We start from the raw sequence: 14,818 nt of genomic DNA on the forward strand, positions 1-14,818 counted from the left end.
TACATAAGAAACTTAACGTTACTATAGATTATCCCACGGTAACACGCTATACTTAACCATATGCTTCCCAAAAAAACCACAACAATTATCAAGCGCACGTTAGCACGCACCGCCCAGCGCATCACACCGATCGACCGCAAAGATCCCGACGAAAAGCTCGGGCAGTTGTTTCATGAGGTGCAGTCACACCGCGTGTTTGCCGATGGTAAAACTTTCGTCGATCTCGTACCGCGAAAGCGAGCCACCCGCATACTCCAGGAGTATCGCCTGGCCCGACGTGATCCCAACTTTCGGCTGGATGAATTTGTGAAGCTGCATTTTTATGAATTTGAATCGCCGGTCAAAAAGGTGAGCTTTGTCCAGGCTGACTCTGCCAGACAGCACGTCACCAATCTCTGGCCGCTGCTCATCCGCCGCGCCCACAAGTCGAAGGGTTCGCTGATTGCCCTGCCGCACGACTACGTGGTGCCAGGTGGCCGGTTTGCTGAGCAATTTTACTGGGATACGTATTTTATCATGCTGGGTCTGGCGGCGGACGGCAAGTGGAAGCTGATCGACGGCATGATGAAAAATTATGTGTACATGATTCAGCGCTTTGATTTCATCCCGACTGCCAATCGGACGTACTTCCTCAGTCGCAGCCAGCCGCCGTTTTTTGCAGCGATGGTCAAGCTCCTCGCCAGCAAACCCGGCCGGCGTGCCCCGAGCTTGACCTATCTCGAGTATTTCCCCTCGCTGCTGGCCGAATACAAATTCTGGATGAAAGGCCAACGCAAGCTTTCGAGCATCGACTTTATGGCTACCAACCGCGTGGTAGCCATGCCTGATGGCCAGGTGCTCAATCGCTACTACGACGATAAGGCCACGCCGCGCCCAGAAAGTCGCCGCGAAGATATCGAAACCGCCAGGAATAGCCGCTCCGCCAACAAGACCAAGGTCTACCTCGACCTGCGAGCCGGGGCTGAGAGTGGTTGGGACTTTAGTTCGCGCTGGTTTGGCGATCCGCACGACATCGAAACGATTCAAACGACTGACCTCGTGCCGATTGACCTGAATTGTTTATTGTACGAACTAGAGATGACGATCGCCCATTGTTACGGCGTACTGCGCCAGGCGCCGCTCAAGAAACGCTTCATCCGTCTGGCCGAGCGCCGCGCCGAGAGCATCCGCCAGCACTGTTGGAATGAAACCGACGGCTTTTTCTATGATTATAATTTCCGCACCGGTCATCAGACGAGCCACGCCACGCTGGCCGGCGTCTTCCCGCTGTACAGCGGTATCGCCACCAAGAAACAAGCCAAGCGCGTGGCCGAGAAATTAGAGCGCGAGTTTTTGCGCGATGGCGGGTTGCGGATGACGCTGGTTGACAATGGCCAGCAATGGGACGCGCCAAATGGCTGGGCGCCGCTACAGTGGGTGGCGGTTTGCGGCTTGAAGCGGTATGGGCTGGATGAGCTAGCAGAGGAAATTAGAAAGCGCTGGCTGGCTTCGACCGAGCGCGTCTTTGCTGATCAAGGCAAGATGATCGAGAAATATGATGTTGATAGCGAGTCACGCATTGGCGGTGGTGGTGAATATCCACTGCAAGACGGCTTTGGCTGGACTAACGGCGTGTACGCGGCGCTGTATGATCGGTTTGATGAGCGCTGCCCAAAGTAGGCTAATTCTTGGTCGGACGCGGAATGTCTTCTGGGAGAAATCCCTTTTCGTGCTGAAAACCAGCCTGCCATTTGTAATCTTTGCCGCAGCCTAGATCCTTCATTAGCTTGGTGGCGGCGTTGCGAAGGTGCAGCGGTACGGGCGAGTTGGGATATTGACGCGCCAGAGCGAAGGCCTCATTCATCAGATCAGTAATCTCACGCGACTTTTGACTGCGCGCCAGAGCGATGGCGCAGTGGAATAGATTGTATTTGGCTTCCGGGAGCCCGACACGCTCCACCGCCTCAAAGGTGGCGACCGCCAGACTCAGTGCACCATTGCCAACCAGCCCAATGTCTTCTGAGGCAAAGATAACCATCCGCCGAGCAATGAACTTCGGATCTTCGCCGGCGTCGATCATACGCGCTAAATAATACGCCGCAGCCACCGCGTCGCTACCGCGCAGTGATTTGATGAACGCTGAGATGACGTCGTAATGCGCATCACCCTTTTTGTCATAGCCCGGCAAACGCCGCTGAGCCGCCGCCTTGACCACCTCGGGCGTGACTTTCTCGCCAAAGCTCAATGCCAATTCCAAATTGCCCAGCGCCACCCGCGCGTCGCCGTCCGCCAATTCCGCCAAATAGTCTAGAGCTTTGGAGGACACCCGCTTGGTTTGTTTCAAAACTTTAAGCGCCCGCTTCAGCACTAGTATAATTTCATCTTTGGTCAGTTGGTGGAGCACCAGCACCCGCGTCCGGCTGAGCAGCGGCGTGATCACCTCAAAGCTCGGATTCTCGGTGGTCGCACCAATCAAAGTAATCAGCCCGCTCTCGACATGCGGCAAAAACGCGTCCTGCTGCGCCTTGTTGAAGCGATGGATTTCGTCAACAAACAAAATTGTTCTGAGGTTCAAATTCCAATTTTGCCTGGCGTGCTCAATCACCCGTTCGACGTCTTTTTTGCCGCTAGTCACCGCTGACAACTCGACAAACTCCGCATTAACCTCGCGGGCGATGATCCGCGCCAGCGTCGTCTTGCCCGTCCCCGGCGGTCCCCACAAAATCAAACTGACCGGCTCACCACGCCGGGTAATTTGGCGAAGCAGCTCGCCCTCGCCCAGCAAATGACTTTGCCCGATTACTTCATCCAGGGTTTGCGGCCGCATCTGCTCCGCCAGGGGTTGTCGCGCGTCCATTACCACCAATTATCCTCTCGCGGCCGATACTGCGAAAAGTGTGAAAAACAATCAGCTGGTCGCCGCCCGAGCGGTTTTGCCTGCAGACGTAATCCTCGATCAATCTGCTGAGCGCTTCCGCAGACTGCCGCAAACTCCGGCGACGCCACGTACTCTCGCCATGTCATCCCATCCAGCGGCACATACTGCTCCAACATACCCAGCGTCGTTTGATGCATGTTGTCTGCTCCCGCGTGACCAGCCTCGCGACGAGACCGGCACCGCCCGGCCGCCGTCATTTCCGGCGGCAACGCGCAGCCAGCCCAGTGTAGAACCTGCGCCGCTGCTCTATTGACGAGACCGGAGCCGCCAGAGCAGTGACTGGTCAGTCGCACAAGTGCCGCGTGACGTTCCGCCTCATCAGTGGTGAGCGGTATGGCCGATGTACGACCAGTTTTAACCGCCATCTCATATGCCAATCGCTTTTGGTCGAGCTCCCTAAGCAGCTCATCTAGCCGCTCGCTACTATCTTTGATAGTATCGACTAGTGGCGGCAGATTGTCGACTGCCTCCCTAAGGAACTCAGGCTCACGCTCGCTATACTCGCGCAGTCGGACAGCCTGAGATATCCGCCACAGCCCCCCTATTGCCACCGCCATGCCACCAAGAATTATCGGCTGCTGGCCAACTTCTGGCAAAACATTGTGCCACGCCTCGCTTGGCAGAGCTATCAGCATGCCAGTAATCACACCCATGGTACCACTGACCTCACGCTTATCATACTCAACCACCGAGTCGCTACTGCCAATGACCTCAGGTGCCAGCGATCTATTAAGCCTTTCGTTCCTGTTACTCGCCATCATCGTTTTATTATATCACGCCATAAATTCGCCCCACCAAGGCACGATGCGCTATACTAGGGTAATGGATAGATTACGCGTTCTCCTCATATTTGGCGGCGAGTCATCCGAGCACGAGGTCTCGATCAATTCCGCTACTAACGTGCTGGCGGCGCTGGACATGACGCGCTACGACGTCAGGTTATGCTACATCGACCGCGCTGGTCAGTGGCGGCTCGTCGAGACGATCGAGGCACGCAATCAGCCGAGCCCACACTTAACACCACAACTCGGCCAGCGGTCACTGCTCATCGACGGCGTTGACCCGCTGCCGATTGACCTGATAATTCCGGTGCTTCACGGCAAAAATGGTGAGGACGGTAGCGTACAGGGCCTGGCGCAGCTACTTCATATTCCCTATGTCGGCCCGAGTCTCCTTTCGGCGGCTGTCACCATGGACAAAGACATGACCAAGCGGCTGGCGCTCGGCGCTCACGTTCCGGTTGTGCCGTGGCGAACGCTAGCGAATGATGCGCCGCGACCGACCTTTGCCGAGATAGCTAGTGAGCTTGGTGCGCCTGTTTTCATCAAGCCATCCCGCGCCGGCTCGTCCGTCGGTGTCAACAAAGTCCACTCGGCCGAAGCATTCACCACCGCGCTTGACGAAGCCTTTCGCCACGACAACACCGTATTGATAGAACAAGCGATCACCGCCCGCGAGATCGAGCTAGCCGTCCTCGGCCGCGGTACGTCCGCCCGCGTCAGTATGCCTGGTGAGATTCTTCCTGGCGAAGAGTTTTATAGCTACGACGATAAGTACAGCGCCTCCAGCACTTCACGCGTCGTTATCCCCGCAGACGTTGACGAGTCGGTGGCGACAAAACTGCAGCGCCTCGCATTGGCCGCCTACCAAGCGACCGGTGGACGCGGCATGGCGCGAGTTGACTTTTTCCTTGATCCGACGGGCCAGATTTTTCTCAACGAAATTAACAGCATCCCCGGCTTCACCAACATCAGTATGTATCCAAAGCTCTGGGAAGCTTCGGGCCTCAGTCCACGAGCGCTGGTTGATGAGCTGATCGAAGAGGCGCTTGCCAGCCGCTCTATACGTGGCGTATAATTTCCTTATAAACAGGAGGTCAATATGGAAATAGTAGCAGTAATTTTAGTCATCGTACTGATGTTTGTACTGAGCGGCATTAAGGTAGTTAACCAATACCAGCGCGGTGTAGTACTGACGCTGGGTAAGTTTACTGGCGTACGCGAGCCGGGCCTAAGGGTGGTGGTGCCGATTTTTCAGACGATGATGATGGTCGATGTGCGTTCGACGCCAATTGATGTGCCGAAACAAGAAGTCATCACCAAGGACAACGTCACTGTCGGCGTTGACGCGGTGGTCTATTTCCGAGTGATTAACGCCCCAAAAGCGGTGCTGGAGACGACCAACTACATTTACGCCACCAGCCAATTTGCCCAGGCTGCCCTGCGCGACGTCACCGGTAATGTCGATATGGACGATCTCTTGGCCAAGCGTGAGGAGATTTCACAGCAGATCAAGGAAATTGTTGATGCCGAAACTGACAAATGGGGTATCGATGTCGAGAACGTTAAGATTCAGAACATTGAACTGCCTGGCGACATGAAGCGTGCCATGGCCAAGCAAGCCGAAGCTGAGCGTGAGCGCCGCGCTAACATCATCAACGCCGACGGTGAAAAAGCCGCTGCTGAAACGCTGGCACAAGCCGCCGAGATTCTGGCAAAAACCCAAGGCGCCATTAATCTGCGTACGCTGAACACGCTGGAGCGTATCTCGACCGAACCGTCACAAAAGACGATGATGCTGTTCCCTGTTGAATTGATTGATGCGATTCGTGGCGGTAAGAAATAGCACGCCTCGCACGGTTGATTGCACATGATGGAGCTGCTTCAAACGTCCCGCGGTACGATCGAATATCGACATGACATGCACGGCTCGTTAACGGTTCTCATTTTGAACGGCGGTCACACGACTGCCGCCATGCGTACGGGTGAGGATTACTTCGTTAGTCGCGGCTATTCAATCCTCAGCGTCAGCCGACCCGGCTATGGTGGGACAGATACGGCGCTTAGCGAAACCTATGGCGAGTTCGAACAGGCGACAAACGAGTTGCTAGAGCAGCTCGGGATTGAGCGTGTCATCCTGGTCGGCATATCGGCTGGCGGCAGAGCGGCGATGCGGTTCGCCGAGCTTCACCCCGACAGCGTTGATAAACTCGTCCTGATGAGCGCGGTGAGTTTCAAGAAATGGCCTAGTCAAAGTACTCGTATGGCAGCCCGTATCGCGTTTAATCCTGTGCTCGAACATATAACGTGGGCAGTGATGCGCTGGCTGCTCCGCAGATGGTCGCGAAAAATAGTCAGTTATTTGTTTCAACAACTCACGACATTGGACGCGCGTGACGTGCTTGCTAGCTACCCGCCGTCGTCTATCGATGCAATCGCGTCGATGTTTATGCAATTTCGCTCTGGCAGTGGGTTCATGAATGACATTAGTCGGCGTTTGATGAAGGGTAATCCCGAAACTATCACACAACCGACGCTTATACTGCATAGTAAGTATGATGGTTCGGTTCCGCTCGACCATCCGCTTCACACCGCGAAGCAGATCAAGCACGCCGTGCTTTCCATCAATAATACCGAATCGCACGTGATGTGGCTGAGTCCTAAGTGGATGGAAGTCGAAAATACGCTCGATGAGTTTCTCGCTTCAAAGTGATAAGGGCGCCGCTTAAATCATTATTCTGCCAAGTTCAGCGATTGCCTGGCTTCTTCGTTGCACGAGGCGGTCGCGACATTTCGGGGGCTGGTCGAACAACGAAAGGATACACTTAGGCATACAGCTGCGGACGCCTGTTGAGATGTTGCAGAGGTGGTGAGGTGGTACGATAGATATACACGATCAGCAGACTATGTATTCAAAGTGGCTATCGCTACTTGAAAATAATGGCTTGGCAGTGTCATAATATTACAAATATGTTAGAGTTTGGTTCGACCGAAGATAAGACCGCATTACAAGCAAGTCTTAATAAATCACGAAAGTTGTGGCGCAAGATACTAGATATAGCCCAAAAAAGCTAAGTCATCATAAATAAACTATCTAAGAGCAGTAAAAAGTAAGGAGCAATTATGAGTAGACAAAACTATACCGAAGAATTCAGCGTCAACGGCGATCAAGTTGTCGAGAAAGTCAAGCAACTTATCAAAGAAGGCAACGTCCGCCGCGTTATCATCAAGAACGAAAAAGGCGAAAGCATCATGGAATTCCCGGTCACTGCTGGCGTGGTAGGTGCATTATTACTACCGACACTTGCAGCACTTGGCGCAGCGGTGGCATTGATGGCACAGTGTACGATTGCGGTAGAGCGACGAGACTGACTTGATTATTTATCAACTTGGTGCGGATGGGGAGAGTCGAACTCCCGTCTCAACCTTGGGAAGGTCACATAATAGCCGTTATACGACACCCGCAATGAAGTTATTATACATGATTTCTAGTCAAACCACTAGGATATTGCAGCATTTTCTTGACGCTTACGCTAAAAGTTTGACATATAATTTTAGTGCGCTACAATAGACATATGACGAAGCGAAAACTGGTTACAACTAGCATAGCAACTCTAATCGTCATCGGCGGCTTGTCGCTTGGTGCACTGCACTTCTTGTCGCAGGTAAATAACGCCCCGCCCCAAGCGACAAAATACGCTGACCGAACTACGTCGCCGACTGGCTCATCTGGCTCATTGAGTACCGATAGTCGCTCTCACTCTGATACCAACTCCACGAACGATAATCAGCAACCAAGCAAGCCCAACCAAAACACTGACAATAAGCCGACGCCAGCTGAGCACAATTGGGTAACGCAGACGATGCGCCAGAATCAAGCCCAGACCACAAATCAACAGCCCGAACGTCGCGACCCTCATGGCTCAACTGAGCAGACTAATCAACTGCCGCACAACAACTCATCAAACAATAACTCTAGCAATAAGAGGCGCAAGCGTAGCGTTCCAAGCCAGCCTCAGCCATCAAAGCCCAGCGGCCCGGCGAACCACGACCGAAACCAGGCGGCAATTGATGGCTGGCAGATTGATTATTTTGAAGGCTTTGACTCGTCGATCAAGCAAACTAAATGGGTGCAGTACGGCTGGGGCGATCCAGCGGTTGGCCACGGCTGTATGGGCGTGATGTCACAACGCAATTCGTTCACTCGAGACGGCAAACTGGTAATTCGTACTCAGTACGAGAACGGCCAGTGGAGTACTGGTGGCGCCAGCTCAGGTGATGTATTCACCGCCTCACGCAGTCGCTGGGAAGTTCGTGCCAAGTTCCCGAAAGCCAAAGGTGTCGGCTACGCATTCCTTCTCTGGCCAAAGGACGAAGGCTGGCCGCCAGAGATTGATTTCGCTGAGGGGCGCGTCAATGGTCCTCGTGTTGAGGCAACGTACCACTGGGATCCGGACAACAAGCAAAAGCAAGTATCCCTTGATAATCATGATATGAGCGGCTGGCACACATACGGCGTTATTGTCGAGAAGGATCATATCATTTTTACGCTAGACGGCAAAGAATGGGGTCGTATCAATCATCCGAATGTCACTGATAAGCAGATGTTCCTCGGTGTGCAGGCTGGAGCAATGAACCCAAATGGTATTAATAAGCATACCGAGACCGTTGACGGCGGCGTACCTAATCCACTCACGCCAGCCGTATCCGATATTGAAATTGACTATGTAGCGCATTACGTGCGGAAATAGCGGCTTGCCAGATAACGGCAACTTTAGTACAATGAGATAGCAAGTTTGTGGCTCTTTAGCTCAGTTGGTAGAGCAGAGGCCTGAAGAGCCTTGTGTCCCCAGTTCGAGTCTGGGAGGAGCCACCAAACATTGCATTTTATTCGCGGCTTTGTTACAATAAACCGTGAACCACATGCGGGTATAGCTCAGTTGTTAGAGCGCTTCCTTGCCATGGAAGAGGCCAGGAGTTAGAGTCTCCTTACCCGCACCATGAAAGACTTTTCAAGCTCTGAAAGGTCTTTTTTGTTTATAGCCAATCTGTAAAGTACGCTGCAGCCCTCTCCAGGGCAAACTCCATGAATCGAGCCTTGTCTTGCTTATTTATATCTTCTAATTATATATTTATACCCAGAGGATATTCTTTTTAGTCTGGCAAACTAGAAGTCTCTAGTGGAGAAATATACTTAACGCTCATTCAATAGCGAACGAAATCCATTGGCTATCGTATTGGCATGCGTATTATAAAGGAAGTGGCTGCCACCTAAAACCGTAACGAACGATTCGTTGGGGCGTGGTAATTGTGCGATATGTATTTCTTTCCATTTGGGAAACAGCTCTTGTGACTGGTTCGACAAGTAAAATCTAACGGGTATATCAGAGGGGAATTTGGAGGTTGCACTTAAGCCACCACTATCGCTATCAGACCGCACTGTCTCATCAAGTACCGCGCTACTCGTAAAGTTGCGGTTCATAAGTTTGTTAGCTAATAATCGCTCCTCGTCAGTATAAGTTCGTCCCGTCATCTCGGAAATAGCATTCGGGTTTATGGCCAGATAGGCGCGAATTAAACCCGCTCCGCCAGCAAACCGCAACAAGCCAGTCGTTATTGACGAAGCTGCCTGTTGTTTCTGCAAATCTGATGGCATAGACTTTAGCTGCTCAGGCACCGAAGTATCTATACCGACAACCGCTTCAACTTCATTAGTATGTGTCAAGGAATACTTCAATGCGTATAAACCAGAGACTGAGTGGGCTATTATAGAATATTTCTTATACCCCAACTTCGAGATAGTCTGATGGATCTCGGATACGATATTATCAGTGGAGCGAGGTTTTGTCGTATCGTCACTTAGTCCATAGCCAAATCCCTCATACACGACTACAGTAAAATCTTTTTTGAGATTATCAACAAGTTGCTTAAATTCAAGTGCTGGAGCGGGGACGCCAAGACCAGGCAGCAGCACGACAACTTTTTTAGCATTACCCTGAATGTCAACGTGCACTCTCCCGCCATCAATCTGCACATATTGACCGTACGAGTCTTTGATTCCATTGTATTCAACTCCGCTCAAAACAATGTTTATCAAAGCGAGGATTAGCAAGATAGTAGCTAAACCGCCGAATATCCATAGGAGAACTTTAATTATCTTAGTTTTATGCTTCACGGGGTAATTATAGCATTTCAACCAGGCTATGTGAATAGATTGTATTAATAACACCATACCCATCACTCATTTGCCCAAATCCCCCATCTCGCTTATACTTAAATCATGAAAACTTGGCAAGATGTTGCTTCTTTGTATCAGATTTATCCGCGTAGTTTTCGAGATACTAGTGGCGATGGCATTGGTGATTTGAATGGCATTGCCGAAAAGCTGGATTATTTGGCGTGGCTGAGGGTTGACGCGATTTGGATTTCGCCGTTTTTCGTCTCGCCGCTGACTGATTTTGGCTATGATATTGCTGACTATCGGAAAATTGATCCGACATTTGGCGAGCTGGATGATTTTCGGGCGCTGCTAGAAAAAGCCCATATCCTAGACATTAAAGTTATGATTGATCTCGTTCCCTGCCATACATCTGATCAGCATCCGTGGTTTCAGGAAGCACGGTCATCGCGGGACAATCCCAAGCGTGATTATTATGTCTGGCGCGACGGGCGGGATGGCAATGAGCCAAATAATTGGCGCAGTCTGTCGGGTGGCAGTTCATGGGAGTTTGATGAGCAGACCAATCAATTTTATCTCCATTCGTTCCTGAAAACACAGCCGGATTTGAATTGGGATAATCCTGCGGTTCGCGATGAGATGAAAAACGTGGTGCGATTTTGGTTTGATATGGGCGTAGATGGCATGCGAGTTGACGCGATTTGGGGTATTTCTAAAGATCCGGAGTTTGGCAATGATTCGCCAAATCCTGATTTTCACGGCGATCCTGAAGCCTACGGCGCATTCATTCACGACCACTGTAAAATGGGGCCGCATTTTCAAGAATATCTGCATGAACTGGCGTCGGTTTGTGATGAATATGATGATAAGCAGATGGTGTTTGAATTTTATCCGGACGAAAAGCTGGGCGATATTTACCAGCAGTACCACCAGGTGCTGACGACCCACCCGAAAGCGTCGGCATTTTTCATGGAGTACCGCCAGGACGAGTGGCACGCGGAGCATACTGGACAGAAGATTGAGAATTATCTGCAGGCGGCAGATTCAGCCAAGCCGTTTTTCTGCGTCGGCAATCACGATCAGCCGCGCATTGCCTCGCGACTCGGGACAGAGCGAGCACGGGCCTTGCATTTTCTCAACCTGCTCACGCCGGGCGTTAGCGTGATGTACTATGGTGACGAGATTGGCATGACGAATGGCGAGCTGACTGCTGAGGATATTCAGGATAATTTTAGTCCCGCCAATTCCACCATCGACAGCCGTGACCTGGAGCGCACGCCGATGCAATGGGATGATACGCGGTTTGCTGGATTCTCAAGCACGAAGCCGTGGCTACCCGTTCACGCCAATATGGCCAAAACCAACGTCCTAGCACAAGCCATGCACCCTGACTCACTCCTACATCTGCACCGACGGCTGCTTCACCTGCGGCGGAGTATGCCGATATTGCAGCACGGCACGCTTGAAGTGATCAACGCTGGTAATGGATTTGTCCTCGGTATCAAACGAGAGCTGGGCAGCGAGCGGGCTTATATTTATATTAACTTCGCTGATGCACCACAGCATTTTTTTATCCCAGAACATACCGAGATCATCGCCTCAACCCACTCCTACTGCTCTACCATCGATAATAATCAGCAGCTAACAATTCAGAAATATTGTGGGGTTTTATTATTACCGCAGAATAATGGGTAGCTATTGCTTATGTCTTTACAGTTTGAGTATACTGTTCTACAATATCTGCAAGTTTAGTTAATAACGAAGGGTAACTATGGCTACAGACTTCCAAGAAAAAGCTTGTGAAAAGGCTTTACGTGAGTATCGTAAAAAATATTTAACAAAGAAAGAAAACCTCAATGCTGATGAGTCAACGGCACGCCTGATGGTCAATAGCCTGCTCAGTGTGGTGCTTGGATATACTCTCATTGACGAGATTAAAACAGAACATATGATTCGTGGTACATATGTTGACTACGTTGTGCAGCTAAATAAGAAAATTCATTTTATTGTTGAAGCAAAGGCCACCTCTATTGACCTCAATGAGCGCCACCTCAAACAGGCTGTTGACTATGCCTCAAACGAAGGCGTTGATTGGGTGATCTTAACTAATGGTCGCTGCGTCGAGCTTCACCGTGTTATCTTTGAAAAGCCGATTCGCTCACAGCGTATTTTTGCCTATGACTTAACCAATTTATCAACAATTAGAACTGCAGCAAAGCACCTAGTGAATCTCACCAAGAAATCTGTGCTCAGAGGTGATTTGGATAAATACTGGAAGCGTTTTGATGCGCTAACCGAAGACAACATGAGAAAGGCTATTAAGTCACCCGATGTTATTCGTAGCTTGAGACTGTTCATTAAGAAAAAGTCGACTATCAACTTTACCGATGCCGAGGTTGCCAAAGCGATTGACAAACTAATCAGTTAATTACCGTGCTTCACCAAGGCTAGACCTGTCACCCCGCCAGTAATCCCCTGCTAGTACAGCTGTGCCCACGATGCAACATATCTATTAAGTCCATTCGGGCCGAGCCGCCCTGCACCGATACACTTCAACCTCAACTGCTGACCCAAACCATTGACCGCAAAGAACGCCGTTGGATCAGGACCACGCAGCACTCGTACCGCCCCCTTAATTGGCCGATCATTTAACTCAGCCTTACCAGCCACCGACACCCAGCCGATATAGAATAGCAACTTGTCAAGCTCATCACCACTACCCTCAAACCGAGGTCGCAGCACCCCATATTCATCCCAGCCGCCAGCAACTGGCGCCTGAAATAGTGGCCCTGGTTTTTGGCCTTTGGCTCCTGGCAGGATAAGTACTTTCTTCGGATCAACAGCATCCGGGTCAACTTCGTGACATGACCATGGGCTAGAGTGATTAATATCATACGCACGCCCTCCAGCCGCCAGTAGCCGCAGTGGCGATATCGCTACGTCCCCCATTCGTTTTAATAGACCGTATGGGAGTGGCCGCAGCGGTGATTCACTATCAAATTGTTCTTTCATACTCGCCTCCTCCTTATAATAATCGTACCTTTGGATAGTTATTATCACCGAGCACGCCAGTGTCTATAATATCCAGTCGATCTGCGTTCCGTCAGGATGTACCGCAAAAAACTCTGTCTCTAGGCGTGCTGGACCACTCAACATTCGCACGTATTGATCATCGATTGGTAGACGATGGACTATTGACTGCTTTACCTGACCACTCCCACGTTCACGCACTACCCAGCCAATATGGAATGGCGGCTTAGCCCGCAGCACGCAATAATGCCGCCAGCCAACGAGCCCTGGCGCATGAAAAAGAAATGAAAAGCGGCCCGGTAGTAGCTCGTCTGTCTCACCATTCGTCGTCACCGTCAGCGCTGGGTCTATCAGCGACAGATCAATATCACGCTGGCAATGCCACGGGTGGGTCTCCTGCATACTGTCTCGGCGAAAACCGCCCAACATAAACATCAGCGGCCGCATTGCTACGTCCGCCATTTTCGTCCATAACGGTAGGGGTTCAGGGCGAAGAGCCGAGTGATTGTGTTCGTCTCGCCGTTTCTCCATCATCACCTCGCCAGCGTCAGCCACTTATCTCCTTACGGAAGTAAGTGAGGTGCGCACCCCCATAACTACGATTGTCCACCACAACAATTCCGTTTTGAATTGGCACCTCACCTATTCCTGAGTGTGATAATACCATATGTCCACCCGGTTTGAGAAGCCCCATCAGTCGCAAAACTGTGGAAAACTGAGGGTTGTGATATGGGGGATCGGCAAAAATGATATCAAACTTCTCTGTTACGCTCATGCTTTCCAGCCAATTTGATATCGTTGTTTTTATTACAATAGCGTTTTCGCTGGCGCCCACGGTGCTAATATTTTCGGCAATGACACGCTGCGCAACTCGATCTCGTTCCACGAAAACTACTGACTCAGCACCGCGACTGAGCGCCTCCAGGCCAATCGCGCCAGAGCCGGCAAAAGCGTCCAAAACCCGCGCACCGCGGACTGTTTCGCCCAGTGAATTGAACATCGCCGAACGGACTCGCTCGCCCATGGGATGCGTCGTCGAGCCTGGCGGCGCCTGGACGAATCGTCCGCCAAATTCCCCAGCGATAAGCTTAACGCGCACGCTGCTCCTCAGCCAGCCACACCGCACTCAGCCAGCCTAGTACCACCGCACGAATGATCAGCGGCATCAGTTGACGATTGGTCTGCCGCGCCAGCTCCGTCGTCCAGCCAGTCTTGGCGAACTTTTCATACATGGCCATATCCGCCACCTCGTGAACGCAGCCGAGATAGAATGCCCGAAAGCCCGCCTGGCGTACCTCCTCAATGTCGTGCTGCTGCGGGAGGCCGGCGGCAAACCGTTGGTAGGCCACTACGCTGGCGACACCCGCCTCAAACGCCAGATGCATAGTCATCACACCCTTTGCGCCCCAAAACTCCCAGTTATTGCGCAGGGTTTTGAGCACCGTTTCGCCCGGCATGAGGCTCTTTTTGATCAGCGAATTACGGGTCTCCATACCCTCACCGCGCAGCTGAGCCAATTTCTCCTCCAGTGGAAAATGATGTGGTGGCGTTAACCCATCAGTGATCGCGTGCGCCATCCATGCTGCCTCAAATGCTGCTCGCTCACAGTTATCAGCACTCAGCGCCGCTGCCAGATTAGTGATGTGTTGCTCAACCATCTCGAGGAGCGCCACGTCATTCGGATCGTGCGGGTCAATGAAGTGCCACGGCTCATCAACAGCCGGACTTTTCCGTTTGATACCATCGGGGCCATTATTACCCTCGAAATGCAAAATCTGTCTGCTTGACGGAAAGTTGCACCATGACGGCAACAGCTGCACGATGTGCCGCCGCGCGACCCGATCAATTTTTTGATGAACACCCATCAGATTGCCTGACTTGGTGTGAAATGTGGTTCCTGAATACATACTTATC

General features: G+C 51.5%; 15 protein-coding genes and 3 tRNA genes. 10 read left to right on the plus strand and 8 right to left on the minus strand.

Going from position 1 to position 14,818, the window contains the following annotated elements; genetic code table 11:
- The first annotated feature begins 60 nt into the window (after positions 1–60).
- Positions 61–1,659 (plus strand): alpha,alpha-trehalase TreF, encoded by a 1,599-nt coding sequence (gene treF, locus FBF29_02565; GenBank protein QJU07572.1) that lies wholly within the window; start codon positions 61–63, stop codon positions 1,657–1,659.
- A 1-nt stretch (position 1,660) separates the two neighbouring features.
- Here treF and FBF29_02570 read toward each other — a convergent pair whose 3' ends face one another.
- Complete coding sequence (locus FBF29_02570) at positions 1,661–2,836, minus strand: replication-associated recombination protein A (protein QJU07573.1); 1,176 nt, start codon at positions 2,834–2,836, stop codon at positions 1,661–1,663.
- Positions 2,836–3,678 carry a hypothetical protein gene (locus tag FBF29_02575; GenBank protein QJU07574.1) on the minus strand — a complete coding sequence of 281 codons (843 nt, stop codon included), beginning with the start codon at positions 3,676–3,678 and terminating at the stop codon, positions 2,836–2,838. The genes FBF29_02570 and FBF29_02575 overlap by 1 nt, the downstream gene beginning before the upstream one ends.
- Positions 3,679–3,739: 61 nt before the next feature.
- Between FBF29_02575 and FBF29_02580 the strand changes: the two genes are divergently transcribed.
- The 4 genes from FBF29_02580 (at position 3,740) to FBF29_02595 (ending at position 7,068) form a co-directional block, all read left to right on the plus strand.
- Entirely contained in the window at positions 3,740–4,774 is a 1,035-nt protein-coding gene (locus tag FBF29_02580) for a D-alanine--D-alanine ligase (GenBank protein ID QJU07575.1), read from the plus strand.
- Between the two features lie 24 nt (positions 4,775–4,798).
- On the plus strand, positions 4,799–5,542 hold the full coding sequence (locus tag FBF29_02585) for a slipin family protein (protein QJU07576.1): 744 nt from the start codon (positions 4,799–4,801) through the stop codon (positions 5,540–5,542).
- Between the two features lie 24 nt (positions 5,543–5,566).
- On the plus strand, positions 5,567–6,409 hold the full coding sequence (locus FBF29_02590; protein ID QJU07577.1) for an alpha/beta hydrolase: 843 nt from the start codon (positions 5,567–5,569) through the stop codon (positions 6,407–6,409).
- Positions 6,410–6,819: 410 nt separating this feature from the next.
- Positions 6,820–7,068: a DUF4342 domain-containing protein gene (locus FBF29_02595; GenBank protein QJU07578.1), complete on the plus strand. Its 249-nt coding sequence runs from the start codon at positions 6,820–6,822 to the stop codon at positions 7,066–7,068.
- Positions 7,069–7,086: 18 nt separating this feature from the next.
- Here the strand turns inward: FBF29_02595 and FBF29_02600 are convergent.
- A tRNA-Gly gene (locus FBF29_02600) sits at positions 7,087–7,161 on the minus strand.
- 398 nt (positions 7,162–7,559) lie between these two features.
- Here FBF29_02600 and FBF29_02605 point away from each other — a divergent pair.
- From FBF29_02605 to FBF29_02615, 3 genes are all read left to right on the plus strand, one after another.
- Positions 7,560–8,447, plus strand: a complete 888-nt coding sequence (locus FBF29_02605) for a glycosyl hydrolase family protein (protein ID QJU07957.1) — start codon at positions 7,560–7,562, stop codon at positions 8,445–8,447.
- Between the two features lie 49 nt (positions 8,448–8,496).
- Positions 8,497–8,572: transfer RNA gene (locus FBF29_02610), tRNA-Phe, on the plus strand.
- A gap of 49 nt (positions 8,573–8,621) precedes the next feature.
- A tRNA-Gly gene (locus tag FBF29_02615) sits at positions 8,622–8,697 on the plus strand.
- A gap of 193 nt (positions 8,698–8,890) precedes the next feature.
- Here the strand turns inward: FBF29_02615 and FBF29_02620 are convergent.
- On the minus strand, positions 8,891–9,934 hold the full coding sequence (locus FBF29_02620; GenBank protein ID QJU07579.1) for an alpha/beta hydrolase: 1,044 nt from the start codon (positions 9,932–9,934) through the stop codon (positions 8,891–8,893).
- Between the two features lie 42 nt (positions 9,935–9,976).
- On the opposite strand from FBF29_02620, the gene FBF29_02625 reads away from it, so the two are divergent.
- Both FBF29_02625 and FBF29_02630 read left to right on the plus strand, forming a co-directional pair.
- On the plus strand, positions 9,977–11,569 hold the full coding sequence (locus FBF29_02625) for an alpha-amylase (GenBank protein QJU07580.1): 1,593 nt from the start codon (positions 9,977–9,979) through the stop codon (positions 11,567–11,569).
- A 76-nt stretch (positions 11,570–11,645) separates the two neighbouring features.
- The gene (locus tag FBF29_02630) at positions 11,646–12,302 is read left to right on the plus strand and encodes a hypothetical protein (GenBank protein ID QJU07581.1); all 657 of its coding nucleotides are present in this window, start codon (positions 11,646–11,648) and stop codon (positions 12,300–12,302) included.
- A gap of 50 nt (positions 12,303–12,352) precedes the next feature.
- Here FBF29_02630 and FBF29_02635 read toward each other — a convergent pair whose 3' ends face one another.
- The 4 genes from FBF29_02635 to FBF29_02650 all read right to left on the minus strand — a co-directional run bounded on the left by FBF29_02635 (position 12,353) and on the right by FBF29_02650 (position 14,811).
- Positions 12,353–12,886 carry a hypothetical protein gene (locus FBF29_02635; GenBank protein ID QJU07582.1) on the minus strand — a complete coding sequence of 178 codons (534 nt, stop codon included), beginning with the start codon at positions 12,884–12,886 and terminating at the stop codon, positions 12,353–12,355.
- A 63-nt stretch (positions 12,887–12,949) separates the two neighbouring features.
- The gene (locus FBF29_02640) at positions 12,950–13,459 is read right to left on the minus strand and encodes a hypothetical protein (GenBank protein QJU07583.1); all 510 of its coding nucleotides are present in this window, start codon (positions 13,457–13,459) and stop codon (positions 12,950–12,952) included.
- Positions 13,452–14,003, minus strand: coding sequence for a 16S rRNA (guanine(966)-N(2))-methyltransferase RsmD (gene rsmD / locus FBF29_02645; GenBank protein ID QJU07584.1), 552 nt, complete (start codon positions 14,001–14,003; stop codon positions 13,452–13,454). The genes FBF29_02640 and rsmD overlap by 8 nt, the downstream gene beginning before the upstream one ends.
- Entirely contained in the window at positions 13,993–14,811 is an 819-nt protein-coding gene (locus FBF29_02650) for a hypothetical protein (protein QJU07585.1), read from the minus strand. The genes rsmD and FBF29_02650 overlap by 11 nt, the downstream gene beginning before the upstream one ends.
- Between the last annotated feature and the right edge of the window lie 7 nt (positions 14,812–14,818).

The sequence above is a fragment of the Candidatus Saccharibacteria bacterium oral taxon 488 genome (genome assembly GCA_013099015.1).
Lineage (GTDB): Bacteria > Patescibacteriota > Saccharimonadia > Saccharimonadales > Saccharimonadaceae > Nanosynbacter.